Here is a 25,679-nt window from a genome sequence, read left to right as displayed (position 1 = left end):
CGGGTCCGCCGCACTCCAGATCGCCGAGCTGGTGGTCGGCTGAACCGGTAACCACGAGGGACCGTCTCGTAGGCCCATGACCCCGGCCGGCCCTGCTCCGGCCCACCGCGCGCCCGGCATCCCCGTACCTTCCGGGGCATGCCAGGCGCGCAGTCCTGTCCCGGTCCGGTCGAAACGGTCCGGGACAGGTTGTTCCCAGAGAGGCAAGCGACCGCTTAGTATGCTCCGGAGCAGTGGAAACGCCGACAGTGTTGTGGAGGCCCCTCATGCAGGCATGGCGAGTGCACCGGAACGGCGAGCCGAGCGAGGTGATGCGGCTCGAAGAGACGGACCGGCCCACGCCAGGCGACGGGCAGGTGCTCCTCAAGGTGCTTGCGGCGAACATCAATTTCCCCGACGCGCTGCTCTGCCGCGGCCAGTACCAGGTACGGCCGCCGCTGCCGTTCACCCCGGGCGTGGAGATCTGCGGTGAGACGCCGGACGGGCGCCGGGTGCTCGCCACTCCCGCCCTGCCGAACGGCGGATTCGCCGAGTACGTCGTCGCCGACGAGGCGGCGCTCCTGTCGGCCCCGGACGCCCTGGACGACGCCGAGGCGGCCGCCCTGCACATCGGCTATCAGACCGGCTGGTTCGGGCTGCACCGCAGGGCGCACCTCCAGGCGGGCGAGACTCTTCTCGTGCACGCCGCGGCGGGCGGGGTCGGCAGCGCGGCCGTCCAGCTCGGCAAGGCTGCCGGGGCCAAGGTCATCGGTGTCGTCGGCGGCCCCGAGAAGGCCAAGACCGCCCATGAGCTCGGCTGCGACCTGGTCATCGACCGGCGCAGCGAGGACATTGTCGCGGCGGTCAAGGAGTTCACCGGCGGACGCGGGGCGGATGTCGTCTACGACCCGGTCGGCGGCGACGCGTACGTCAAGTCCGTCAAGTGCATCGCCTTCGAGGGCCGGGTGGTCGTCGTCGGATTTGCGAGCGGCGTCATTCCCACCCCCGCGCTCAACCACGCCCTCGTCAAGAACTACTCGATCGTCGGACTCCACTGGAGTCTGTACAACGCCAAGGACCCGGCCGCGGTGCGGGCCTGCCACGAGGAGCTCACCGCGCTCGCGGCGCAGGGCGTCATCAAGCCACTGATCAGCGAGCGTGTCGCACTCGACGGGGCGGCGGCCGCCGTTCAGCGTGTCGCCGACGGCACGAGCACCGGCCGGATCGTCGTCCTTGCGGGGGGTGCCCGATGACGACCGTCGACGCGGCCGAACTGCGCCGCCTCACCCGCGAACTGCTCGCCGCCCACCCCCCGGCCGCCACCGACCGGACCGACTTCCTGAAGGCCCGCTTCGACGCCGGACTCGCCTGGGTCCACTACCCGGCCGGGCTCGGCGGACTCGACGCGCCGCGCTCGCTGCAGCCCGTCGTCGACGCTGAACTCGCTGCCGCGGGCGCCCCCGACAACGACCCGCGCCGCATCGGCATCGGCCTGGGCATGGCGGCCCCCACCATCCTGGGTTTCGGCACCGACGAGCAGAAGCAGCGCTTCCTGCGACCCCTGTGGGTCGGCGAGGAGGTGTGGTGCCAGCTCTTCAGTGAGCCGGGCGCCGGATCCGACCTGGCCGCGCTCGGCACCCGCGCGGTCCGGGACGGCGAGGACTGGGTGGTCGACGGGCAGAAGGTCTGGACGTCCAGCGCCCATGTGGCCCGCTGGGCGATCCTCATCGCCCGCACGGACCCGGACCTGCCCAAGCACCGTGGTATCAGCTACTTCATCTGCGACATGACCGACCCGGGCGTCGAGGTGCGGCCGCTGCGCCAGATCACCGGCGAGGCCGAGTTCAACGAGGTGTTCCTCACCGGCGTACGCATCCCCGACAGCAGGCGGCTCGGACCGGTCGGCGACGGCTGGAAGGTCGCCCAGACCACCCTGATGAACGAGCGTGTCTCGATCGGTGGATCCCGCATCCCGCGCGAGGGTGGCATGATCGGCCCCGTCGCCAGGACCTGGCGCGAACATCCCGGACTGCGCACCCACGATCTCCACCAGCGTCTGCTCACCCTCTGGGTCGAGGCCGAGGTCGCCCGGCTCGCCGGTGAGCGGCTGCGCCAGCAACTCGTCGCCGGACAGCCGGGCCCCGAGGGCTCCGGCATGAAGCTCGCCTTTGCCCGTCTCAACCAGGAGATCAGCGGCCTGGAGGTCGAACTCCGCGGTGAGGAAGGGCTGTTGTACGACGACTGGACCATGCGCCGCCCCGAGCTGGTCGACTTCACCGGACGCGATGCGGGCTACCGCTATCTGCGGTCCAAGGGCAACTCGATCGAGGGCGGTACGAGCGAGGTACTGCTGAACATCGTCGCCGAACGCGTCCTCGGACTGCCCGCCGAGCCACGCAACGACAAGGACGTCGCCTGGAAGGACCTGTCCCGATGACAGCACAGACCGAAGAGACCGTGGCGCCCGATCTGCTGTACTCGGAGGCCGAGGACGATCTGCGGGCCGCCGTACGGTCGTTGCTCGCCGACCGGGCCGACGCGCCGACGGTGATCGCCCGAATCGAGTCCGACACGCCGTACGACCCGCAGCTCTGGAAAGCCCTCGGCGCGGACATCGGCGCCGCGGGGCTGCTCGTGCCGGAGAAGTTGGGCGGTCAGGGTGCAAGCCATCGCGAGGCTGCGGTGGTCCTGGAGGAGCTGGGTCGCAGCGTCGCCCCCGCCCCCTATCTGACCAGCGCGGTCGTCGCCACCGAGACGCTCCTCGCACTGGGGACGGAGGACGGACCGGTCGGCGAACTCCTCGGCGAGCTGGCGGCGGGCCGCACGGTTGCGGTCCTCGCCGTACCGTTCTCCGCAGCGGTCGGGACCGTGACGGTGACCGGCACCCTGGACGGGATCGTCACCGCGGTCGCCGACGCGGCCGCCGCCGATCTGCTGCTCGTGCCGACCAGCGACGGCCTGTACGCGGTCGAGGCCGCTGCCACGGGCGTCACCGTCGAGCCGCTCGTCGCGCTGGATCTGACCCGCCCGCTGGCCACCGTCACCCTCACCGCGGCCACCGGCACCCGCCTCGCGGATGCGGAGGCCGCGCGCCCCGCTGTACGCCGCGGGCTGCTCGCCGGTGCCGGACTGCTCGCCTCCGAGCAGCTCGGTCTTGCCGAATGGTGCCTGACCGAGACGGTCCGGTACACCCGCGACCGGCACCAGTTCAACCGGCCCGTCGGCTCGTTCCAGGCGCTCAAGCACCGGATGGCGCAGCTCTGGCTCCAGGTCGTCTCGGCCCGCGCCGCCGCGCGCAACGCCGCGGACGCCCTGGCGTCCGGCAGCCCCGACACACCGCTCGCGGTGGCCGTGGCACAGGCGTACTGCTCCGGGGTCGCGGTCCGCGCGGCGGAGGAGTGCATCCAGTTGCACGGAGGCATCGGCATGACGTGGGAGCACCCCGCGCATCTGTATCTGAAGCGGGCCAAGGCCGACTCGATCGCGTACGGTACGGCGGGGCGCCACCGGGATGCCATCGCCGAGCTGATGGAGCTGCCCGCACCGTAGAGCAACGGCCTTGCGAACAAAGGGACGTGGGGCGGGGATGCGTGGCAGCCCCGCCCCTTCGTCGTTCCCGGCGGGCGGTTCCTGGTCGTCCATTCCCGGTGGCAGCGCCGAGGGGCAGCTGAACCTGTGGAGCTGCAACGGCGGAGGCGACCAGAACCGCGGTGGCGCCACCCCGCGTTGGACGACCCCGGCCCGGCCGGGGAACACCGGTCGACGGGCGGACGACGCCCGGATCAACTCTTGGCAGGTATCTGCCCGACGGAGGTGCCCCGGACCCATACTCGGTCGGGTCCGCCCGTCGGCGCCGTGTACCCGGGCCACCGGGACCCCGTACAGCTGCTCATCGACATCAAGACGGACGGTGCCGCCGCCTACCTCGAACTCGACCGGCAGCTTCAGCGCTACCGCCGGATGCTGACCTCGTACCACGACGGCCGGGTCCGCGCAGGCGCGGTCACCCCTGTCATATCGGGCGACCGGGCCGCCCGCGTCCCCATGGAGGCGCAGCGCACCCGCCTCGCCTTCTACGACGGCCGGCTCGACGACCTCGGCACTGCGGCAACCGCCTCGTTCATCCCGCTCATCAGCAGCAACTGGACCCAGAGCTTCAGCTGGCTGGGCGCGGGCCCCTTCCCCCTCGCCGAACGGGACAGGCTCCGCGCCCTCGTCACCACCGCCCATCGCGAGGGCCGACGTGTGCGCTTCTGGGCCACGCCCGACGTGGCGGGCTCCGAACGGGACGCCGTCTGGACCGAGTTGCTGGCCGCCGGGGTCGACCACCTCAACACCGACGATCTGGCGGGGCTGGAACTCTTCCTCCGCGCGAAGGACAGTGTTGCCCGGGATGGCATCTGACGGGCCGTACGGCCGGAGCAGGTGACAGTCAGTCAACACCCGGATGGCGGACACGCCAGTCCGCCGGATGGCCCCTCCGCTGCGCCACACTGGCGGCCGAATGCCGCATTCCGGCGCGGCGGAGGAGGTTGGCCATGGCCATTTCGATCTCACTGGTGCTGCTTCTGCTGATGCTTGCGGTCCTATTTCTCCGCAACGGCGGACTGAAACCCTCGCATGCGATCGTCTGCGCGATGCTCGGATTCTTCCTTGCGGGTACGAGCATGGGGCCGACGATCCAGGAGGGGCTGACGGCCACGGCGAATGTTGTCAGCAGCCTCCAGCCCTGACGCGCTCCCGCCTGCCTGGGGCACGTTCCGATTCCACGGATGAGCACAGAGGGAGCCGGAGCACGTCGGATCCAGGCCCGTACCGACAGGCAGGAGATCATCAGGGACGGTGAGGCGCACGATCCGATCAACCGGGACGACAGCCGCCCGGGTGCGAAACGATCCGAGGCGATGTGGGACCGACGGCTCCCGGCGCCGTCCCCGGGACAGGGGCGTCCAGATCCTGTCGTGTCCACGGCCCGGGGACCGCGACCGGCCCACGCGGATCAGCCACCGACGAGCCGCGAACGGATCAGGAACCGCACCCCCTCCGGAGCCTCCAGCGAGAACCCGCTGCCCCGCCCCGCCACCACATCGACGATCAGCCGGGTGTGCGCCCATACCTCGAACTGACTCCTCGACATCCAGAAGGGAACACGCTCCGCGACTCCTTCGACGGCGAGCGAGGCCAGCAGCACATCCGAGTCTCCGGTACGGAATTCGCCGTCCTGATAGCACATGGGCGCACTGCCGTCACAGCAACCGCCGGACTGATGGAACATCAGTGGTCCATGGGCCTCCCGCAGCTGTCGCACCAGATCGGCGGCTGCGGGCGTGAGCTCCACGAGAGGTGCGTCCGAAGGGGTCACGTGTCGGCCTTTCGCTGTCCGGCGCCGGTGAGGTGAACTCAGCCAACTCCCCGCAACGTTGCGGCAAGGTTGCACAGCCTCCTCCTGGGGCGGCCGCTGGGTCCAGTAGCGTGTGTATGACGGTGCCTCAGGGGGGGGAGGCGGGGAGAGGGCGACGCGCATGGCGGTGGTCCAGGTGAGGGACGCGAGCAGACCGGCCCTGGTGCGGATCCGCAACGCATCGGCGGTTCACCTGGCGCCGGAAATTGCTGACTTGGGCGTCGGAGGAGGCGCCACCGAGGCTTCCGGCGACCACGGCCGGCAATGCGCCCGGCGTTGTGACGCTTGACGAGTGCCGCGACGGGGCAAAGCTGCGTGGGGTGCCCGGACCGTCCACGGCAGTCATCCGGCTGCCGGCCCTGCGCAGTGGATGAGGAACACCTGCGAGTCGCGCGGTGGCCCGCATGCGGACGGCGCGGGCCTGTTCCGGGTCGCGGCCGATCGGGGCGCCGCAGTCGAACGGCGCGGACATCCACGCCTGTGGGGCGACCACAGGGGAGTCCGCGTGCCCGATGTTGCGCAACCGCCCCGCAGCTCGGTGGCGAAGAGCGCCGCGCCCCCGTACGTGGTGTAGCCGTGCAGCTCCAGGGTGCGACCGCGCCACCACGCCGGGGCGCCGCCCGCGCCACGCCCATATGAGCACTTTTCGTTACGGTTGGGTCTCGCTGCGGGGGTAGGGGGTTGCTCTTGAGGCATGTAATCGTTTCCAATCGTTCGTGTAATCGTTTCCATGATTTCGGCATCCACCGCGATGTCCCTGGATTCGAGGCCCACGGAAACCACAAGGAGGTGGTCCGGCAGTGGCGAGCATCAAAGATGTCGCAGCCGAGGCGGGCGTGTCCGTTGCCACGGTCTCGCGTGTCCTCAACAGTCATCCGTCCGTCAGCCCCGATGCGCGGGCCCGCGTCCTCGCCGCTGTCGACGCGCTCGGCTACCGGCCCAACGCCGTCGCCCGGTCGCTGCGCACCGACCAGACACGCACGCTCGGCCTGATCATCAGCGACGTGCTCAACCCGTACTTCACCGCGCTGGCCCGCTCCGTCGAGGAGGCGGCTCGCGCGCTCGGGTACAGCGTCATCATCGGAAACGCCGACGAGCGGCCCAAGCTGCAGGACCACCACATCCGCACGCTCCTCGACCGCCGGATCGACGGACTCCTCGTCTCTCCCACCGACGGCGGCTCCCCGGAGATACTGGACGCCGCGCGCGGTGGCACCCCGATGGTCTTCGTGGACCGCTGGATTCCCGGTGTGGACGTGCCCGTCGTACGGGCCGACGGCTGTCCCGCCGTCCGAGACCTCGTCGCCCATCTCTACCGCCTCGGCCACCGCAGGCTCGCCATCATCGCGGGCCCGGCCGCCACCACGACCGGCAGTGAGCGAGTCGAGGCCTTCCGGGACGCCCTGGGCGAGCACGGCCTTACGCTGCCCGACGCCTACATCGGGCAGGGCGACTTCCAGGCGGACAGCGGACGACGTGCCACCGAGCGGTTCCTCGCCCTGCCCGAGCGGCCCGACGTGGTCTTCGCCGCCGACAACCTGATGGCGCTCGGCGCACTGGACGCGATCCGCGCACGCGGTCTGCGGGTTCCGCAGGACATCGCGCTCGCCGCGTTCGACGACATCCCGTGGTTCGTCCACACCGATCCGCCGATCACGGCGATCGCCCAGCCGACCGGAGACCTCGGCCGAGCCGCCGTACGGGCGCTGGTCGACGTCATAGAGGGCCGGCCCCCGCAGTCCGTCACCCTTCCCGCACGTCTCGTCGCACGCAGGTCCTGCGGCGAGCCCGCTTCGTACCAGAGGAGCAACCTGTGAGCAGCCAGGACGAGTTGCTGCGCATCGAGGGAATACGCAAGACCTTCCCCGGCGTGGTCGCGCTCGACTCCGTCGACTTCGACCTGCGCCGTGGTGAGGTGCATGTCCTGCTCGGCGAGAACGGCGCAGGCAAGAGCACGCTGATCAAGATGCTCTCGGGTGCCTACCGCCCGGACAGCGGACGGATCCTGTTCGACGGTCACGAGGTACGTGTCCACGGCGCCCAGGACGCCGAGCGGCTCGGGATCGCCACCATCTACCAGGAGTTCAACCTGGTGCCCGAGCTGACCGTGGCCGAGAACATCTTCCTCGGCCGCCAGCCGCGGCGCTTCGGGATGATCGACCGCAAGAAGATGGAGGCGGACGCCGAGGAACTCCTGCGCCGGGTCGGCGTACGCGTCTCACCGAAGGCCAAGGTGCGCGAACTCGGCATCGCCCGGTTGCAGATGGTGGAGATCGCCAAGGCACTCAGCCTGGACGCCCGCGTCCTGATCATGGACGAGCCGACCGCCGTACTGACCAGCGAGGAGGTCGACAAGCTCTTCCGCATCGTCCGGCAGTTGCGCGAGGACGGCGTGGGGATCGTCTTCATCACCCACCACCTGGAGGAGATCGCGGCGCTCGGCGACCGGGTCACCGTTCTGCGCGACGGCCGCAGCATCGACCAGGTGCCCGCCTCGACACCCGAGGACGAGCTCGTACGACTCATGGTCGGGCGCAGCATCGATCAGCAGTACCCGCGTGAACGCCCGGAGACCGGCGATGTGCTGCTCTCCGTGCGGGGGCTGACCCGCGGCGGCGTCTTCCACGACGTCAGCTTCGACGTCCATGCCGGAGAGGTCGTCGGACTCGCCGGACTCGTCGGCGCCGGCCGCACCGAAGTCGTCCGCGCGGTCTTCGGCGCGGACCCCTACGACGCCGGGAGCGTCGAGGTGCGGGGCAAGCGCCTGGGCAGGGGCGACGTGAACGCCGCCATGGGCGCCGGGATCGGACTCGTACCCGAGGACCGCAAGGGTCAGGGACTGGTGCTCGACGCCTCGGTGCAGGAGAACCTCGGCCTGGTCACGCTGCGTTCGGCCAGCCGCGGCGGTCTCGTGGACCTCAAGGGGCAGCGCACGGCAGCCGCCCGGATCGCCGAGCAGCTGGGCGTACGGATGGCGGGCCTCGGTCAGCATGTCCGCACTCTCTCCGGCGGCAACCAGCAGAAGGTCGTCATCGGGAAGTGGCTGCTCGCCGACACCAGGGTGCTGATCCTCGACGAGCCGACCCGCGGCATCGATGTCGGCGCGAAGGTCGAGATCTACCAGCTCATCAACGAACTGACGGCCTCCGGCCACGCGGTCCTCATGATCTCCAGCGACCTGCCCGAGGTCCTCGGCATGAGCGACCGGGTGCTCGTCATGGCGCAGGGCCGGATCGCCGGCGAGCTGCCCGCGCACGAAGCGACCCAGGACGCGGTGATGGCGCTCGCCGTCAGCGCCCCGTCCGTGACAACCACCCCAGATGTGAACGATGAAGTGGAGGGCTCCCGTGGCCACTGACACGCTCAAGAGCAACACGGGCGCGCGTGGCGCCTCGGCGCTCCGCCGCATCCTGCTCGACAATGGCGCACTGAGCGCCCTGGTGGTCCTGGTGGTGGCGATGTCGCTGCTCTCCGGCGACTTCCTGACCACTCAGAACCTGCTCAACGTGGGTGTGCAGGCCTCCGTGACGGCAATCCTCGCGTTCGGTGTCACCTTCGTCATCGTCTCGGCGGGCATCGACCTGTCCGTCGGCTCGGTGGCCGCGCTCTCGGCGACCGTACTCGCCTGGATGGCGACGTCCGAGGGCGTCCCCGTGTGGATCGCGGTGATCCTCGCCGTGGCCACCGGCATAGCCTGCGGCCTCGTCAACGGCGCCCTCGTCTCGTACGGGAAACTGCCGCCGTTCATCGCCACGCTGGCGATGCTCTCGATCGGCCGTGGCCTGTCCCTCGTCATCTCTCAGGGCAGCCCGATCGCCTTCCCCGACTCCGTCTCGGTGCTCGGCGACACGCTCGGCGGGTGGCTGCCCGTTCCGGTCCTCGTGATGGTCGCGATGGGACTGGTCACGGCACTCGTCCTCGGGCGCACATACATCGGCCGCTCGATGTACGCGATCGGCGGCAACGAGGAAGCGGCCAGGCTGTCGGGGCTTCGCGTCAAGCGGCAGAAGCTCGTCATCTACGCCCTGTCGGGTCTTTTCGCCGCCGTCGCGGGCATCGTCCTCGCCTCCCGCCTGGTCTCCGCGCAGCCGCAGGCCGCGCAGGGGTACGAGCTGGACGCGATCGCCGCGGTCGTCATCGGCGGCGCCAGCCTCGCGGGTGGCGTCGGCAAGGCGTCCGGAACGCTGATCGGCGCGCTGATACTCGCCGTGCTCCGCAACGGGCTCAACCTGCTGTCCGTCTCGGCCTTCTGGCAGCAAGTCGTCATCGGTGTGGTCATCGCGCTCGCCGTGCTGCTGGACACGGTACGTCGGCGTGCCGGCGGAGGGTCCCCGACGCCGGCAGCCTCCGGTGCATCAGGTTCGGGCGGCAAGGGAGCGGCGAAACTCGTGATCGCCGCGGTGTGCGTGGCAGCCGTGGTCGCGGCCGTGTCCTTCTTCAACCCCGGCTCCTCCGGTACGACGACCAAGGTCGGCATGTCGCTCTCCACGCTCAACAACCCCTTCTTCGTGCAGATGAAGGCGGGCGCGCAGGCGGAGGCCAAGCACGCGGGCATCGACCTCACGGTGACGGACGCGCAGAACGACGCGTCGCAGCAGGCCAACCAGCTCCAGAACTTCACCGGTGAGGGCGTGAAGTCGATCATTGTCAATCCGGTGGACTCGGATGCGGTGGGACCCGCGGTGCGGGCAGCCAACAAGGCCGACATCCCGGTGATCGCCGCCGACCGCGGCGTCAACAAGGCGGACACCGCGACGCTCGTCGCCTCCGACAACGTCGCGGGCGGCAGGCTCGCCGCGAAGGCGCTGGCCGAGAAGCTCGGCGGCAAGGGCGACATCGTCGTCCTGCAGGGCACCGCGGGCACCTCCGCCAGCCGCGAGCGCGGTCAGGGCTTCGCCGAGGGAATCAAGGCGTACCCGGGGATCAAGGTCGTCGCCTCCCAGCCCGCGGACTTCGACCGCACAAAGGGCCTGGACGTCATGACCAACCTGCTGCAGTCCCACCCGGAAGTCACCGGCGTCTTCGCCGAGAACGACGAGATGGCGCTCGGCGCGGTCAAGGCGCTCGGCAGCAAGGCGGGCACGTCCGTCGACGTCGTCGGATTCGACGGCACCCCCGACGGACTGAAGGCGGTCGGGACGGGCACGCTGTACGCCTCGGTGGCCCAGCAGCCGAAGGAGCTCGGGAAGATCGCCGTGCAGAACGCGGTCGAGGCCGCGCGCGGCAAGAAGGTCGACAGCATGGTCAAGGTGCCCGTGAAGGTCGTGACGCAGAAGAACGTCGCCGACTTCTCCTGACCACCCACCCTTGGATCCCAGTGAAAGAAGGACAGCGATGCAGGACTACGACCTGCTGGTCGTAGGGTCGGCCAACGCCGACCTGGTGATCGGCGTCGAGCGGCGCCCCGCGCCGGGAGAGACCGTGCTCGGCTCCGACCTTGCCGTCCATCCGGGCGGCAAGGGAGGCAACCAGGCCGTCGCCGCGGCCCGCCTCGGAGCCAGGACCGCTCTGCTGGCCCGGGTGGGCGACGACGCCCATGGTCGGTTGCTGCTGGAATCGCAGCGTGAGGCCGGCGTCGACACCGGTGGTGTTCTCGTCGGCGGGGCGCCCACCGGGGTTGCGCTGATCACGGTGGATCCCTCGGGTGACAACAGCATCGTGGTCTCGCCGGGGGCCAACGCCCGGCTGACTCCCGACGACATCCGCGGCGCCGCCGACCTGCTCGCCGGCGCCCGGGTCGTCTCGGCACAGCTGGAGATCCCCCTGGAGACCGTGGCCGAGGTGGCACGAACCCGGCCGCCCGGTGCCCGGTTCGTTCTGAATCCGTCGCCGCCCGCGCCGCTGCCCGACGATGTACTCGCCGCCTGCGACCCGCTGGTCGTCAACGAGCACGAGGCCCGGTTCGTGCTCGGCGCTTCCGCGGGGCCCGGCCCCGAGGACTGGGCCCGGGCACTCCTCGCCCTCGGCCCGCAGTCGGTGGTGATCACCCTGGGCGCGGACGGCGCGCTGGTCGCCGACGGCCGTACGGACGCCGTGGCACGGATCCCGAGTCCCCGGGTGGACGCCGTGGACACCACCGGTGCCGGTGACGCCTTCACCGCCGCCCTGGCCTGGCGGCTCAGCCTGGGCGAGGACATCGCGACGGCTGCCGCCTTCGCCGTGAGGGTGGGCGCCGCAGCTGTCACCAGGGAAGGCGCGCAGGCGTCCTTCCCGACCGCCGAGGAGGTTTCCGCGCTGTGAAGAAGGCCGGAGTTCTCAACCGTCATCTGGCGGGGGCACTGGCCGAGCTGGGCCATGGCGACGGGGTCCTCGTCTGCGACGCGGGCATGCCCGTCCCGGCCGGTCCGCGGGTCGTCGATCTGGCCTTCCGCGCCGGAATACCTTCGTTCGCCGATGTGCTCGAAGGGCTGTTGGACGAGCTGGTGATCGAGGGCGCCACGGCCGCGTGCGAGGTGCGGGAGGCGAATCCGGCGGCCGCCGGACTGCTGGCCGGATGCCTGCCGGATCTGCAGCTGGTTCCGCACGACGAGCTCAAGGCGCTGTCGGCGGGGGCGCGGTTGGTCGTACGCACCGGGGAGGCACGGCCCTACGCGAACGTCCTGCTGCGCTGCGGAGTCTTCTTCTGATCCGTGTGCATATGAGTGAGGCCCGGTCCCGCAACGCGGTGCCGGGCCTCACTCATGCGGCACCCTCGGCGGTTCCGGGCGCTTGCCGGCGCCGTACGACTCCGGCACGGTGGGCACCGTCGCGCTCATCGTGTTCGTATGGGCGGTGCGCTCGGGTGTCGACCAGCTGCGGACCACTCCGACCGCTTCGACCGCGGCGCCGTCCGTCTGAGCGGATCGCGATGCGCCGTACCCACTGTGTGCCGACCTGAAGCGCGACACCACTGATCCTTGCCGGGCGTTCCTGTGGGATCCCGAAGGACCGGCGGCAGACATGCGGAAGGGAGAGAGCCCCGTTCCTCGGCCCCTCGCCGCAGCGGTCCCGGGCAAGCAGGGCTCCCCGCATCGGTAGCCGTGCTCCCGCACCCCGTACCGTGTCGCTCACCTCGTCATCTCGCCTACAGGAGTACGCATGAGCTTTGATGTCGACGCCGTCCGCGCCCAGTTCCCCGCCCTGAAGTCGGGTTCCGCCCGCTTCGACGCCCCCGGCGGCACCCAGACACCTCAGCCGGTGATCGACGCCATCGCGGACGCACTGGCCAACCCGCTGGCGAACCGGGGCCTCACCACCGAGGGCGAGCGCAACGCGGAGGCTGTCGTGACCGGCGCCCGCCGCGCGCTGGCCGACCTGCTGGGTGCCGATCCACGGGGCATCGTATTCGGCCGCAGTTCCACCCAGCTCGCCTACGACCTGTCGCGCACCCTCGCCAAGAACTGGAGCCCCGGCGACGAGGTGGTCGTCAGCCGGCTCGACCACGACTCCAATATCCGCCCCTGGATCCAGGCGGCCGAGACTGTGGGCGCCGCCGTCCGCTGGGCAGACTTCGACCCGGCCACCGGTGAGTTGACGACCGACGACATCGCACAGGTGCTCTCCGCGCGCACCCGCTTGGTCGCCATCACCGCAGCGTCCAACCTGATCGGCACCCGCCCCGACATCCCGGCTGTCGCCGACCTCGTACACCGGGCCGGAGCACTGCTGCATGTGGACGCGGTGCACTATGCCTCGCACGCCATTGTCGACCTGCCCGGCCTCGGCGCGGATTTCCTGGTCTGCTCGCCGTACAAATTCCTCGGCCCGCACCTCGGCGTGCTGGCGAGCCGCCCCGAGCTGCTGGAGACGCTGCGGCCGGACAAGCTTCTGCCCTCCACCGACGCGGTTCCCGAGCGCTTCGAACTGGGCACGCTGCCCTACGAGTTGCTCGCCGGAGCCCGCGCGGCGGTGGACTTCCTCGCCGGACTGGCCCCCAACACCGACGGCACCCGCCGGGAACGGCTGCTCGCCGCCTTCGCGGCGATCGAGACCCACGAGGACGCCCTGCGGGCCCGTATCGAGCAAGGACTGGCCGCCCTCGGCAGTGTCACCGTGCACTCCCGGGCCGCTCACCGCACGCCGACCCTGTTGCTCACCCTGGCGGATCGAAGCGCCACCGTCGCCTCGCGATATCTGGCGGAGCGAGGTGTCGACGCTCCGGCCGGCTCGTTCTATGCGCTGGAGGCATCCCGCAGGCTCGGACTGGGCGACGAGGGCGGACTGCGGATCGGTCTGGCCCCCTACAACAGCGCCGAGGACGTCGACAGGCTGCTGGACGCCCTGTCCGGCTTCCTGGGCACCTCGCCCGCCACCGGCTGACGCGGGCGGCCATTCGCGAGGTGCCGGTGTGCGTCAGGTGTCCTGGCGCCGGGTCGCGCTGTCCTGGCGCAGTTGGCCGGTGCCACGGGGCAAAGCTTGCCGGGAGGGGCACCAGCGCTCCAGCCGGACTTCGGTGTATGTCCTGGTCAACGGCTTGAGCGTGGGGACTGTAGCGGGATGGTGCCGGGTGCGGGGCGGGTTCGCCCGGCCTGCCCCGTGAACGAGTGACCTCGCCGTATGTGGTGGCAGCGGCGGGGATAGCCATCCCTGATCTTGCGTGGGTATCCCCGGCTTCAGTCGGGGAGGGAAACGCATCCTTGGTCCGGAGGCGCGAGGCGCCGGAGTTCGCTGTGCCTGGGGGATGGTCAGGCAGGCCGCTTCTGCCCTTCGATGTACTGGCGGATCACGGTCAGCGGTGCGCCGCCGCAGGATCCCGCGAAGTAGGAGCGGGACCAGAACACCGATCCCATGCCGATCCGGTTGATTCGCCCGGTGTACTCCGCTCGCAGGTACCTGGAGCTGACGCCCTTGAGGCTGTTGATCAGCTTCGACAGGGCGACCTTCGGCGGGTAGTGCACCAGCAGGTGCACGTGGTCGGCTTCGCCGTTGAACTCCCGCAGCTCCGCCTCGAACGTGCCGCAGACCTCGCGCATGATCTCCTCGCACCGCTTCAACATGTCGTCATCGAACACGCCGCGCCGGTACCTGGTGACGAACACCAAGTGGGCATGGAGGTGGGAGACGACGTGGCGACCGGTACGAATATCGGGGTTTGGTTCCCATCGTGGTGACATACGCCAAGCGTAGTATGATCTCCGAAGCGGGCCAGGAAGGGGGTGGGCCGGATGATCCGTGCGTACAAGTTCCTGATGCGGCCCACCGTGGGCCAGCAGGGCGCGCTCGCCGAGATGCTGCGGGATCACTGCTCGCTCTACAACGGCGCGTTGCAAGAACGCCGCGATGCCTACCGGCACAGCTCGAAGACGACGGTCCGGTACGGGCAGCAGTCCGCCCAGCTCAAGGACATCCGGGCCTTCGACCCGGAACGTTAGGGCCGTTGGTCGTTCTCTTCTCAGCAGGCGACGTTGCGACGGCTGGACAAGGCGTTCACCGGTTTCTTCCGTCGGGTCAAGGCCGCAGAGGCACCGGGGTATCCGCGCTTTCGTTCGGGCAAGCGGTTCGACACCGTGGACTTCCCGAAGGACGGCGACGGCTGCCGCTGGGATGCCACCCCGCACGACCCCGTCACCCGCGTCCGCCTCCAGGGCGTCGGACACGTCAAGGTGCACCAGCACCGGCCGGTGGCCGGGAAGGTCAAGACGATCAGCGTCAAGCGCGAAGGGCGGCGCTGGTACGTCATCCTCACCGCCGACCAGGAACAGCCCGAGCCCCTACCGGCGACCGGCAGCATGGTCGGCATCGACCTGGGCATAGCGAACTTCCTCGCCGACTCCCACGGCGAGTTCGTACCCAACCCCCGGCACGGGGCGAAGGCCGCCGCGAAGCTCGAAGCCGCGCAGCAGGCCCTCGCCCGGTGCAAGCGCGGCTCGAAGCGCCGACGCAAGGCCGTGGAGGTTGTGGCGCGGCTGCACCGCAAGGTCCGCCGTCAGCGCCTGGACCACGCGCACAAGACCGCGCTGAACCTGGTGCGTGACCACGATTTCATCGCGCACGAAGACCTCAGGATCCGCAACATGAGCAAGGTCCCGGCTCCGAAGCCGGACCCCGCCACGCCGGGCAGCTTCCTGCCCAACGGGGCCGTCGCCAAGGCCGGGCTGAACCGTTCGATCGCTGATGCCGGATGGGGGGTGTTCCTGACGATCCTCACCGCCAAGGCAGAATGCGCCGGACGGGAAGTGATGGCCGTGGACCCCCGCAACACCTCCCGGCGGTGCCCCGTATGCGGGCACACCGCCAAGGAGAACCGGCCCACACAACAGAAGTTCCGCTGCGTCTCGTGCGGCCACCAGGCACACGCGGACACGGTGGGCGCCCTGAACGTTCTACGGGCCGGGCTGGTCCGTCGCGAAGCCCAACCGGCATAGCGAGAAGCCACCCCCCTTCAGGGGGTGGAGGAGTCAGTACGCCCGACATGGGCAGCAGCTAAAGGGTGAAAGTCCCGACGAGAAGAGGTGAGACTAACTCGCTAGCCGAACGGCAAGGGCGTCATCGCGAGGTGGGGTCCGAAGGAAGCCGGAGGCAAAACCGGGTACCGATGTACAAGAACCGCATTTGAGGCTAGGCGTCTTGGGCAAGGTGGCTGACTGCATCGAAGCCCGTTCTCACCAAGAAAGACGCAGAGTATATGCGGCGGCGATCCGGGGAAAGTTGCTGTTCTTATTCGGGGAGGTCTGCCCGGGTGTCACCTGTAACGGTGTGTCGGCCGGGATTGTGACGACCGATGCCAGCAATGGCACTGGTTTGCCGGACAGAAGTCAGCAGAGGTCATAGTACCGAGACGGGAAGGCAGTAGGCCGACAAGGACTCGGGAAGGGCCGAACGTTTAGCGGATTGGAAGAAGGGTGTCTGCTCGCGCAGGTCACGATGACCGCCGTAAATCTGCCCCGGCAGACCCTGGGGTGACGGGGTCGGTGCATACGACCGCCCAGCCCAAGGGGCGCAGTGACCAGCCGGCGCTACACGCGGACAACAATCACCGCGAGGTCTCCCTCTGGGAGACGGTGTTCTCGAAGGAGAACCTTCTCGCGGCGCTCAGGCGCGTCGAAGCAAACCGGGGTGCCCCCGGCGTTGATGGGATGACGACGGATGAACTCCGGCCATGGATCGCCCAGAACTGGCCCAAGGTATGGGCTGAGCTCGATGCGGGGACATATAAGCCCGCTCCTGTCCGTCGGGTGACCATCCCTAAGCCGAATGGTGGGGAGCGGATGCTAGGTGTCCCACGGGTGCTGGATCGCTTGATCCAGCAGGCAATTGCGCAGGCCCTCGTGCCCGTCTTCGATCCCCACTTCTCTGGGGCGTCGTTCGGGTTCCGACCAGGGCGTTCGGCCCACCAAGCCGTAAGGGTTGGTCGCCGGGCCGTCCAGGACAGAAACCGTTGGGCCGTGGACCTGGACCTCGACAAGTTCTTCGACCGAATGAATCACGATGCGCTTATGGCGCGGGTGGCTCGCCGGGTGAGGGACAGAAAGGTCCTGAAGTTGATTCGGCGGTACCTGGAAGCCGGGATTATGAGCGACGGCGTGATGGTGAGGAACGAGGAAGGGACCCCGCAGGGTTCCCCTTGTCCCCGTTGCTGTCGAACATCATGCTGGACGACCTTGACCGCGAACTCTTCAAACGCGGACACCGGTTCGTGAGGTACGCGGACGATGTGATGATTTTCGTCCGGTCCGAGCGAGCGGCGCAGCGGACCCTCGCCTCGGTCACGGCCTTCATTGAGAAGACCTTGAAACTGAGGGTGAATCGTGAGAAGTCGAAGGCGTGCCCCATCTGGTGGACGTCACTCCTGGGATTCGGGTACTACCTCGCCAAAGGGCAGGTGAAGATCCGGGTGGACCGGAAGGCCGTGAGACGGCTAAAGTCCACCGTTCGGCGAGTCACCTCCCGGACGTGGGGCGTATCGATGGCCCACAGGATGGACAAACTCAACCGTTTCTCGGTCGGCTGGGTGGCCTACTTCAGTCTCTCCGACAGCCTTCGGGTTTTCGAGGAGATTGATCACTGGACCCGCCGCAGGCTACGGCAGGCCCAGTGGGTGCAGTGGAAGACCAGTCAGCGCAAGAACTCCATGCTCCAGAAGCTCGGTTACGAATTTGGAGACCAGGAGCAAGGCGTTGCAGTGCAACGCAAGCGATACTGGCGGGCCTCCCACCTGAAACCACTGGAAATCGCTATGAATAAAGCCTATTGGGATGCGCAGGGCTACAAGTCGTTCAAGGGCTCGTGGTCCCGCCTGAAGCTCGCCTGAGATCAGCTGGACGAACCGCCGGATGCGGGCCCGCATGTCCGGTGGTGTGGGGGGCGGGCCGGGCAAACCGGCCCGCCTACCCGATCTGCATGTGATCGATGACGTGCCTGCCTCCGTGTGGGAACAAGGGCTGCCCAAGTCCTGGACCGACGATCCCGAACGCTGCCACGCTGCCCGCATCCGCCAACACCGCCGATTCGCGACCAAGAACGAACTGGCTCGCACCATGGTCCTGCGGGCCCTTGTCTCGCCGCTGCCCGTCGCCTGGGTCGCGGCAGATGCCGCCTATGGGCAGGACTCTCGCTTCCGACGTTTCCTGGAAGACGCCGGCCTGTCCCACGCCGTGGGAGTGCCGAAGTCGCAGCAGGTCCACGGCCCCCGCATCGAGCACCTCATCGGCCGGGCCCCCGACGAGGCATGGCAGCGGCTCTCCTGCGGCGACGGTGCCCGCCTGCCGGCGGTCTGGGAGTTCGACGGCGACGAGCCCACCCGGCAACGCTGGTTGCTCGCCCGCCCCAGCATCACCAAGCCCGACGAGCTCGCCTACTTCCTCGCATCCGCCCCTTGGACGCCATCGTCGCCGATCTTGTGCAGATTGCCGGATGCCGCTGGAAGATCAAGGAATGCTTCCAGAGCGCGAAGAACGAATGCGGCCTGGACCAGTAAGAAGTCCGCCGCTACGTCGGCTGGCACCGACATATCACCCTCGCCATGCTTGCCCACGCGTTCCTGGCCGTCACCGCCGCCCAGGAACGGCAAAGGGGGAGGCAACCATGACACGCCCAACCTCGTGGACCTCACCCCGGCCGAGATGCGCCGTCTACTGGCGACTACCCACCGGCGTCCTACTCGACAGGGCAACCACGCGATGAACTGGTCGAGATGGCGCCGCCGGCACCAGGCCCGGCCCCGCCGCTGTCACTACACACGGCGAGGTCACTCGTTCACGGGGCAGGCCGGGCGAACCCGCCCCGCACCCGGCACCATCCCGCTACAATCCCCACGCTCAAGCCGTTGACCAGGACATACACCGAAGTCCGGCTGGAGTACTGGCCGCTGGGGCTGCGAGCGCAGCGCGAGATGCCCGACCCGATCGTGAGTGGCCGGGTACCTCGCCGCGCGCACTGTGCCCGCCACACGCGCCGAGGCACCCGGCCGTTCCCATGCCTCGGCGGTCCGTGGCGGGCCGGACGCTTGCATCAGCCTGGGAGGATCAGCCCCTTGCGTGCTGGTGGAGAGTGGCTGCCAGGAGATGGGAGTCGAGCAGGGAGACGTCTGCCGTCCTGTCCGCCCGTGCGTAGCCGGCCAGCATCCGTTTGGTCAGGACGAGCGCTTCGGGCGAGCGTCGGACGAGGGGCCTGGTCCAGGAATCGATCACCTTGTCCAGCTGGTCGAGTGGGGCGGTCCGGTGGAGCAGGCCGATACGGTGGGCCGTGTCGGCGTCGAAGACGTCGCAGGTGAGCATGAGCTCGCGAATCCTCGAGGCGCCGGCCTCGGAGACCAGGCGTCCCATCGCCCCGCCCCACGCCGGCGGTAGCCCTATGCCGACCTCCGGCATGCGAAAGCGGCTGGTGTCGGCACCGGCGCGCAGATCGCAGAAGGCGGCGAGGGCGAGACCCGCGCCGATGACCCGCCCGTGCAACCGGGCGATGGTGACCGCGTGAGTGTTCTCCAGGGCCTGGCACAGGCGGTGCGCCTTGTCGGCGATGCGCCGCAGGCTTACTCCGGACGGATCGGCGGCCAGTGCCTCCTGGTACTCGTTGCGGTCGGCACCCAGGCAGAAGTCCGTACCCAGTGACGACAGCGTCAGGATCCGGACGTCGGGTCTTTCGTGGAGGTCGTCGAGCAGGGTGACGAGGTCGTCGAGGACTGCGGCGTCCAACGTGTCGTCCTGCCCCCAGGGGTTGAGGCGGACATGCAGTACGGGGCCGTCCTGCTCGGCGCGTATCGCCTTGGGACTGGTCCGGGCGTGTGCGGGGGTGAGGGTCGATTCGGTCATGCGAGGGCTACGTCCAGATTCAGCAGGCGCCGGAACGCCACACGGGGCGCCATCGACGGGGGGCGTACGAGGGTGAGGCGGGGAAGGCGCCGGATCAGTTGGCGGAGAAGGGTCTGGGCTTCGAGGCGGGCCAGCGGCGCGCCGAGGCAGTAGTGGATCCCGCCACTGAATGCGAGGTGGCCGGGCGTGCGTTCGGGGTCGAACCGGTCCGCGTCGCTGTGTCTGGCCGGGTCTCGGTTCGCCGCTCCGACCATGAGGTGGACCATCTCGCCGCGGCGGATCTCGACGCCTCCCAGCACGGAGTCCTGCGAGGCGACCCTGCTGATCACGTGGGTGGGGGGGTCGTAGCGGAGCGTCTCCTCCACGAACCCGGGTGCGAGGCCCGGGTTGTCGGCGATCATGTCCCAGCGTTCCGGGCTTTCGACGATCCGGAGTGTCATCGTCGAGAGGAGGGTCGCGGTGGTCTCCAGGGCGGCCAGCAGGACGAACAACACCAGGAAGTAGACCGCCTCGTCGGCCTTGTCCTGGTCGGGCTCGATCACGTCCCACGTCTGGATCCACCGGGTGACGGGGTCATCACCGGGGTGGGAGCGCCGATCACGCACCAGGTCCATGAAATAGGTGCGGAGTTCGGCCGTGGCCGCGTCGGACAATGCCAGTTGGCTGGCCGACGGCAGCAGCTCCTGGGTGAAGACCTGATCGTGTGTCAGCTGCCGGAGCCTGGGCCAGTCGGCCTGCGGCAGCCCGAGCCAGTCACCTATGGTGGCCACCGGCAGCTCCTCGCAGACAAGCTCCGAGAAGTCCGCCTCGCCGGTGCGTATTCGCTCCGCGAAGGCATCGAGGAGCTGATCCGCGGTCCGGTTCACATTGCGGCCGATGCGCTCCACAGTGGCTCGGTCGAAGGTGCCCGCCGCCCGTCGCACCTTGGTGTGGTCCGGGGGGTTGAGCGCGGCGAGCGTGTTGCTCATCTCGCGTGAGGAGGGCGCGTTCCAGCGTGTCCCGGGCCCCTGGCGCTCCCGCCACTTCCTGTCGGGCTCCAGCCATTGACGGCTGCGCAGAACCTGGTCGCAGGCGGCGAAGCTCGTCACGACGGAGCCGCCCCAGGGGGCGGGCACCACCTCGCCCCGCGAGAGGAGTTCGGCGTATATAGGGAAGGGGTCGGCCTGCCCTCTGGCCGTCCGCAGACGGGAGAAGAGGGAGGCGGACGCCCGGCGGTCGTACGACGGGGTAGTGGCAACCACCATGGTGGCGGCTCCTTTCTGAGATCCAGCCGCCATGCATACCCACATGATCGTTAAAGCATCCACTACCGCTGAGTGCTCAGGAGGTTACTAAAATCACTCTTGCCTCACTCGCCCCTGGTCCACGCCAGGAAGCGGCTGAACAGGCCGCCCTTGGGCTGCGGCGCGACACCGGCGTTCGTGCGCGAGGGTCCGGCGGTGGAGGGTGAGGAGGCGGCCGTCTGCTGCTGGGGCATCTGGCCCGCGTTCGATCCGGCCGACTCGGCTGCCTGGGGAACAGCCCTCGGGGTGAAGCGGATCGGGAGGGTGACCAGCGAGCGGCTCCACGGGCTCGGCGCCCAGGTGAGCGCCTTGAACGGGACACGCATCTCGACGTCGGGAAGCCGGTTGAGCAGTGCTTCGACGGCAGTCACGGCGATCATGAAAGCCGGGTCCTTGGCGGGGCAGGCGTGCGGGCCCGCTCCGAACGCCAAGTGCGCCTTGGCGCTGAGCTGTTCGCGATGTTCGGTCAGCTTCGGGTCGGTGTTGGCCGCGGCGAATGAGATCAGGACCGGGTCGTTGGCCCGGATCACCCTGCCGCCGAGCTCGACGTCGTGAGTCGGGTAGTGGGCCGCGTAGTTGGCGATCGGCGCGTAGTTCCAGAGGGTCTGGGAGACCGCGTCCTCGACCGGAAGGCCGACCTGCCAGTCCTCTCCGAGGTACAGGGCGCTACTTGTGCCGATGGCCGCGGCCAGCGGCGCGGTGCCACCGGAGAGCAGGGTGACCAGCTGGTGCAGCACCTCCTCGTCGCTCAGCTGGGCCGGATGCCCCATCAGACGCGTCGTCAGGTCGGCCGCCGGGCGCCGCCGCTTGAGGGCGATCAGCTCGGTGAGCGCCCCACCGAGCACCTCGTCGGCCCCGGGTGTGCCCTCGAAGATGCCACTGATCCCGGCGATCACGCGGTCGCCGATCTCGGGCGGGCAGCCGAACAGGTCGCTGAAGACCAGCAGGGGCAGCGGCTGGGCGTACTCGGCCATCAGCTCCGCCTGGCCGCGGATGTCGGTACTGAACTGGCTGATCAGGTAGTTGGCGGACTGCTGTGTCTGCCTGATGAGCTGGTGCTCGTTGACCGTGGCGAGACTGTCGGTAACGGCCTGACGCAGTCGGGCATGTGCCGCACCGTCACTGAAGAGCGCGTTGGGGCGGTAACCCATCATGGGCAGTGCCGGGCTGTCGGCCGGGACGCGCCCCTCGTTGAGGGCGTTCCAGCGGCGGGAGTCGCGCACGAAGGAGGCGGGGTTCTGCAGGACGTACAGAGCGGCGTCGTAGCTGGTGACGAGCTCGGCCTGGACGTCGGGGGCGATGTCCACGGGCGCACTGAGACCGAACGAACGCAGCTGTGCGTAGTGGCTTTCGGGGTCGGCTCCGAACGAGGGGCCGTACATCTGGACGTTCCCGTGCGCGGGGCAGCCGGGGGGTATCTCCTGCGGTTCATGTGGCTGTTGCATTCCTGCGCTCCTAGCCGAGTTGGGACATGAGGTGTTTCACGAGGGTGATGAGGGCCTGCGCCGAGGAGTTCTCGTCCCGTACGTCGCACTCCACGACAGGGGTCTCGGCGGTGAGGTTCAGGGCCTCGCGCACCTCGTCGAGCGGGTAGTCCGTGGTGCCCTCGAAGTGGTTCACGGCGATGGCGTACGTCAGGCCGAAACGTTCGACGAGGTCCAGGACGGGGAAGGACTCGTGCAGTCGCTCCGGGTCGACCAGGACCAGCGCGCCCAGGGCACCCCGGGAGAGCTCCTCCCACATCTCCTTGAAGCGCTCCTGGCCGGGCGTTCCGAAGAGGTAGAGCACCAGGGTGTCGCTGAGGGTGAGCCGGCCGAAGTCCATGGCGACGGTGGTGGTCTTCTTGTCGGGTGTGCCCGACAGGTCATCGAAGCCCACGCTGGCCTCGGTGATCTCTTCCTCGGTCCGTAGGGGCTCGATCTCGGAGAGACTGCCGATGCAGGTGGTCTTGCCGACCCCGAAGTGCCCCACTATGAGGATCTTCACCGCGTGGGAGACATCTGGATCCAGGTACACGCGCTACGCTCCGAATCGATTCTTCAGGCCCTCGAGCACGGCGCTGACCAGTTCTCTGTCGACACGTTCGGCGCGCGGTATCGGTCTCCTCACGAGGATGAGACTGTCCTCCTCCAACTGCGCCAGCAGGATGCGGACGATGCCCAGGGGCAGATGCGTGTGCCCTGCCACCTCGGCCACGGACAGGAAGCCGTTCGCGACCAGGTCCATGACCTGCCCCGTTTCCGGGGACAGCGTGCGCGCCGCGACCGGTCCGTCCACTGCCGCCGCCGTCACGAGCGTCGTGTGCTCGTACTCGTGGTCCGGGGGCAGCGCTCGTCCGTTCGTGATCACGAAGAGAGGGACTAACGGAGACGTCAGTTCCAGCTCGTCATCCTGCTCGGGCCCGTCAGGCATGGCCTGTCCCCTTCCCCGGTGTCGCCGCCGCGGTCAGTCTGGGAACCACCTCGTGCAGACGCGTGGTGAACTCCTCTATGTCGCAGTCGTGTTCGGCGGCAGCGGCCAGGAAGGCGCCGGGGCCGGCCGCCATCAGGAAGATCCAGCCGTGCTGGAACTCGATGACCGTCTGACGCCATTCCGCGTCCTCGAGGACCCCCGCGAACTGGGAGGTGACCCGGCTGTATGCGTGGATGCCCGTCATGGCCGCGGAGACCGTGTCCGCGAGGTCGCGGCTCATCCCCTTGGTCGCCCCGCGGGGAAGGCCGTCCGATCCCAGCAGCACCGCGTGGCGGGCACCCTTGACCTCGGACATCACCTGGTCGAGCTCGCCAAGGACGAATCCCGCGTCACCGGAGCTCTGCTGCCGGCGGGCGCTCCCCCGCGCACCTCCGGCGTCCTCGGCGCTCACCCTCGGCGGCGAGGTGAGGTTGTTGCCCAGCCGTGCGACGAGGCGGTGCATGCGGAAGGAGATCTGCTGCATGTCCACATCGGGCGCGGCCGCGGCGGCGAGGTAGGCGCCCTGCCCTGCCCCGATCAGGAAGCTCCAGCCATGCGAGAACTCGATGATGGTCTGGTTCCACTGCCGGTCCTCCTCCGGTCCGGCGAAGTGGGCCGTCGCCCGGCTGAGCGACTGCATCCCGGCCATGGCGGCGGAGATGGTGCGCACATCCTTCTCGGCCAGGCCTTCCGTCGCGCCGCGAGGAAGGCCGTCCGCGGACAGCAGGACGGCGTGCCGTGCACGGGGCACGTTGTGCACGATGTCCTCGAGCATCCACGACAGGTCTGCGGTCATGCGTCTTCGGACCCTTCGAGCGAGGTGGCGTCAAGGTTGCGGCCGGAGAGCGTGCCGCGCTGGAAGGCCCCCAGGCTGCGCCCGGAAGCGCGGCCTGTCTCCCCCGGGATCAGCGGCGCCGCCGAGGTGGTGTCGGGATCGGGGACGCTCGCGATGGGCGCCTGGCGTGCGCCGCGCTTGGGCAGACCGTGCATCGTGCGCGACGTCGCGCTCTGGGGCCGGCTCTCGGTGGCGCGCCGGATATCGCTGACCGGAGCCTCCTGGGCGGGCGGTATCTCCTCCATGGTCCACAGCTCCTCGGGCAAGAGGACGACGGCCCTGACGCCGCCGTATCGGGAGACTCCGGTGACGTCCACCTTGAAACCGTGCTGACGCGCGATCAGGCCGACGACCGGGAAGCCGAACTTCGGCTGAGTCCCGAGCTGCGACAGACGGGGGGCGACCTCGCCGGAGAGCAGGGCGGTCGCCCGCTGCCGCTCTTCGTCGTTCATGTTGACACCGGCGTCGTCGATGACGATGCACAGGTTGTTCTGGACGCGCTGGAACGTCACCTCGATCGGCGCGTCGTGCTGCGAGAAGCTGGCAGCGTTGTCAAGCAGCTCCGCCACGGCGAGGGCGACGGGCGCGACCGCGGACGCCTTCAGGGCGAGACCGGCCTGCTGCATGATGGCGACCCGATGGAAGTTGCGGATCTGGCCCTGGGCACTGCGCACCACGTCGTAGACGCTGGCGGGCCTGTTGCGACGGCCGAGCGGCGCACCGCACATGACGGCGATGCCCTGAGCCTTGCGCGCCATCTGGGCGTTGGCGTGGTTGACGTCCAACAGGTCGCTGAGGACGGCGTGTCCGCCGTACTTGCGCTGGATGCCGTCCAGAAGTGTCGTCTGCTCGGCCGCGAGGCTCTGCAGGAAGCTGGCGGCACCCTTGAGGACGGCCTTGGTGTTCTCCTCCGCCGCTTCCTTGGCTTCGCGGAGCGTGGCGTCCTGCTCGTTCCGGAACCTCTGCAGCTCGGCGCGCGACGAGTGCAAGTGGCTGTCTGCCGTGAGTAGCTGGCGCCTCAGTTCGGCCTCGGTATGCTGCTTCTTCGCCCCCAGCGCTCTGTTGCGGGCGACGAGTGCCACGACCGCGACAACGGCTATCGCCGCCACCGCAACCAAGCACCACACAAGTGCGTCTCGATTCATGGAAACCTTTCCCGGCGCATGGCATGCGGACGGCTGCGGATACACCTCGCGAGGACCCGCAACACAGCTGATCGGCACGGTTCACCTGCTGTTACGCGGAGAGCATGCCGCCGATCGCGAATCAACATCTGCGTCAAATGGATCAAGATCACAGATGCCGGGATGCTATCACCGGAACTTCGCCTCCCCGGACGCCTGCTACGGCGCCGCACACGCCCAACACAGCCGCCGCAGCAGCGGGTTGACATGACCTTTCGACCCCGTATCTGCCATCCGCCACCCCTCTCGCCACCGATCCGTCAATCGGTTCTTCATAAGTGGAGTGACAATCTCTCACATCGATCTGAGGCACCGTCA

21 protein-coding genes and 4 pseudogenes are annotated in these 25,679 nt (G+C 69.0%); 15 read left to right on the top strand and 10 right to left on the bottom strand.

Annotated features, from left to right (window positions below):
• The first annotated feature begins 266 nt into the window (after window positions 1-266).
• The 5 genes and pseudogenes from OG395_RS09990 (at window position 267) to OG395_RS09970 (ending at window position 4,712) form a co-directional block, all read left to right on the top strand.
• Window positions 267-1,232, top strand: coding sequence for an NADPH:quinone oxidoreductase family protein (locus OG395_RS09990; protein WP_327242560.1), 966 nt, complete (start codon window positions 267-269; stop codon window positions 1,230-1,232).
• Entirely contained in the window at window positions 1,229-2,416 is a 1,188-nt protein-coding gene (locus OG395_RS09985) for an acyl-CoA dehydrogenase family protein (protein WP_327242559.1), read from the top strand. The genes OG395_RS09990 and OG395_RS09985 overlap by 4 nt, the downstream gene beginning before the upstream one ends.
• Window positions 2,413-3,528 carry an acyl-CoA dehydrogenase family protein gene (locus OG395_RS09980; RefSeq protein ID WP_327242558.1) on the top strand — a complete coding sequence of 372 codons (1,116 nt, stop codon included), beginning with the start codon at window positions 2,413-2,415 and terminating at the stop codon, window positions 3,526-3,528. The genes OG395_RS09985 and OG395_RS09980 overlap by 4 nt, the downstream gene beginning before the upstream one ends.
• Before the next feature lie 300 nt (window positions 3,529-3,828).
• Window positions 3,829-4,383: pseudogene (locus tag OG395_RS09975) on the top strand (hypothetical protein); the annotation flags it as partial.
• A gap of 134 nt (window positions 4,384-4,517) precedes the next feature.
• The gene (locus OG395_RS09970; protein WP_266978044.1) at window positions 4,518-4,712 is read left to right on the top strand and encodes a hypothetical protein; all 195 of its coding nucleotides are present in this window, start codon (window positions 4,518-4,520) and stop codon (window positions 4,710-4,712) included.
• A gap of 266 nt (window positions 4,713-4,978) precedes the next feature.
• Here OG395_RS09970 and OG395_RS09965 read toward each other — a convergent pair whose 3' ends face one another.
• A complete protein-coding gene (locus OG395_RS09965) occupies window positions 4,979-5,317 on the bottom strand; it encodes a DUF779 domain-containing protein (protein ID WP_327242557.1) in 339 nt (112 codons plus the stop codon).
• An 863-nt stretch (window positions 5,318-6,180) separates the two neighbouring features.
• On the opposite strand from OG395_RS09965, the gene OG395_RS09960 reads away from it, so the two are divergent.
• Genes OG395_RS09960 through rbsD form a run of 5 tightly spaced genes read left to right on the top strand, consistent with a single transcriptional unit; the run spans window position 6,181 to window position 12,006 of the window.
• Window positions 6,181-7,197 carry a LacI family DNA-binding transcriptional regulator gene (locus OG395_RS09960; protein WP_327242556.1) on the top strand — a complete coding sequence of 339 codons (1,017 nt, stop codon included), beginning with the start codon at window positions 6,181-6,183 and terminating at the stop codon, window positions 7,195-7,197.
• Window positions 7,194-8,738 (top strand): sugar ABC transporter ATP-binding protein, encoded by a 1,545-nt coding sequence (locus OG395_RS09955; protein WP_327242555.1) that lies wholly within the window; start codon window positions 7,194-7,196, stop codon window positions 8,736-8,738. The genes OG395_RS09960 and OG395_RS09955 overlap by 4 nt, the downstream gene beginning before the upstream one ends.
• Window positions 8,728-10,677 (top strand): ABC transporter permease/substrate-binding protein, encoded by a 1,950-nt coding sequence (locus tag OG395_RS09950; RefSeq protein WP_327242554.1) that lies wholly within the window; start codon window positions 8,728-8,730, stop codon window positions 10,675-10,677. Before OG395_RS09955 ends, OG395_RS09950 begins: the two co-directional genes overlap by 11 nt.
• A 37-nt stretch (window positions 10,678-10,714) precedes the next feature.
• On the top strand, window positions 10,715-11,620 hold the full coding sequence (locus tag OG395_RS09945) for a ribokinase (RefSeq protein ID WP_327242553.1): 906 nt from the start codon (window positions 10,715-10,717) through the stop codon (window positions 11,618-11,620).
• Entirely contained in the window at window positions 11,617-12,006 is a 390-nt protein-coding gene (gene rbsD, locus OG395_RS09940) for a D-ribose pyranase (RefSeq protein ID WP_327242552.1), read from the top strand. Before OG395_RS09945 ends, rbsD begins: the two co-directional genes overlap by 4 nt.
• 48 nt (window positions 12,007-12,054) lie before the next feature.
• Here the strand turns inward: rbsD and OG395_RS09935 are convergent, their stop codons facing one another.
• Complete coding sequence (locus tag OG395_RS09935; protein ID WP_327242551.1) at window positions 12,055-12,267, bottom strand: hypothetical protein; 213 nt, start codon at window positions 12,265-12,267, stop codon at window positions 12,055-12,057.
• Window positions 12,268-12,457: 190 nt separating this feature from the next.
• Here OG395_RS09935 and OG395_RS09930 point away from each other — a divergent pair, with 190 nt between their 5' ends.
• A complete protein-coding gene (locus OG395_RS09930; protein ID WP_327242550.1) occupies window positions 12,458-13,678 on the top strand; it encodes a cysteine desulfurase-like protein in 1,221 nt (406 codons plus the stop codon).
• A gap of 365 nt (window positions 13,679-14,043) precedes the next feature.
• On the opposite strand, the gene tnpA is transcribed toward OG395_RS09930, so the two are convergent.
• Window positions 14,044-14,472 carry an IS200/IS605 family transposase gene (gene tnpA / locus OG395_RS09925; RefSeq protein ID WP_327242549.1) on the bottom strand — a complete coding sequence of 143 codons (429 nt, stop codon included), beginning with the start codon at window positions 14,470-14,472 and terminating at the stop codon, window positions 14,044-14,046.
• Between the two features lie 51 nt (window positions 14,473-14,523).
• On the opposite strand from tnpA, the pseudogene OG395_RS09920 reads away from it, so the two are divergent.
• The 4 genes and pseudogenes from OG395_RS09920 to OG395_RS09905 all read left to right on the top strand — a co-directional run.
• Window positions 14,524-15,723, top strand: a pseudogene (locus OG395_RS09920) (RNA-guided endonuclease InsQ/TnpB family protein).
• 711 nt (window positions 15,724-16,434) lie between these two features.
• Window positions 16,435-17,066, top strand: a pseudogene (locus OG395_RS09915) (reverse transcriptase domain-containing protein); the annotation flags it as partial.
• 33 nt (window positions 17,067-17,099) lie between these two features.
• Window positions 17,100-17,609: a group II intron maturase-specific domain-containing protein gene (locus tag OG395_RS09910; RefSeq protein ID WP_442818723.1), complete on the top strand. Its 510-nt coding sequence runs from the start codon at window positions 17,100-17,102 to the stop codon at window positions 17,607-17,609.
• 130 nt (window positions 17,610-17,739) lie between these two features.
• Window positions 17,740-18,481, top strand: a pseudogene (locus OG395_RS09905) (IS701 family transposase); the annotation flags it as partial.
• A 341-nt stretch (window positions 18,482-18,822) separates the two neighbouring features.
• Here OG395_RS09905 and OG395_RS09900 read toward each other — a convergent pair.
• From OG395_RS09900 to OG395_RS09870, 7 genes are all read right to left on the bottom strand, one after another.
• Window positions 18,823-19,608: an enoyl-CoA hydratase/isomerase family protein gene (locus tag OG395_RS09900; protein WP_327242546.1), complete on the bottom strand. Its 786-nt coding sequence runs from the start codon at window positions 19,606-19,608 to the stop codon at window positions 18,823-18,825.
• Entirely contained in the window at window positions 19,605-20,852 is a 1,248-nt protein-coding gene (locus OG395_RS09895) for a cytochrome P450 (protein ID WP_327242545.1), read from the bottom strand. Before OG395_RS09895 ends, OG395_RS09900 begins: the two co-directional genes overlap by 4 nt.
• Before the next feature lie 104 nt (window positions 20,853-20,956).
• Window positions 20,957-22,336, bottom strand: coding sequence for a cytochrome P450 (locus OG395_RS09890; RefSeq protein WP_327242544.1), 1,380 nt, complete (start codon window positions 22,334-22,336; stop codon window positions 20,957-20,959).
• A 10-nt stretch (window positions 22,337-22,346) separates the two neighbouring features.
• Window positions 22,347-22,907, bottom strand: a complete 561-nt coding sequence (locus OG395_RS09885) for a GTP-binding protein (protein WP_037696762.1) — start codon at window positions 22,905-22,907, stop codon at window positions 22,347-22,349.
• 3 nt (window positions 22,908-22,910) lie between these two features.
• The gene (locus tag OG395_RS09880; RefSeq protein ID WP_327242543.1) at window positions 22,911-23,303 is read right to left on the bottom strand and encodes a DUF742 domain-containing protein; all 393 of its coding nucleotides are present in this window, start codon (window positions 23,301-23,303) and stop codon (window positions 22,911-22,913) included.
• The gene (locus tag OG395_RS09875) at window positions 23,296-24,138 is read right to left on the bottom strand and encodes a roadblock/LC7 domain-containing protein (protein ID WP_327242542.1); all 843 of its coding nucleotides are present in this window, start codon (window positions 24,136-24,138) and stop codon (window positions 23,296-23,298) included. The genes OG395_RS09880 and OG395_RS09875 overlap by 8 nt, the downstream gene beginning before the upstream one ends.
• Entirely contained in the window at window positions 24,135-25,322 is a 1,188-nt protein-coding gene (locus tag OG395_RS09870) for an ATP-binding protein (RefSeq protein ID WP_327242541.1), read from the bottom strand. The genes OG395_RS09875 and OG395_RS09870 overlap by 4 nt, the downstream gene beginning before the upstream one ends.
• Between the last annotated feature and the right edge of the window lie 357 nt (window positions 25,323-25,679).

The sequence above is a fragment of the Streptomyces sp. NBC_01320 genome (assembly GCF_035974375.1).
Lineage (GTDB): Bacteria > Actinomycetota > Actinomycetes > Streptomycetales > Streptomycetaceae > Streptomyces > Streptomyces yanii.
This window is presented reverse-complemented; position numbering and strand designations above follow the sequence as displayed.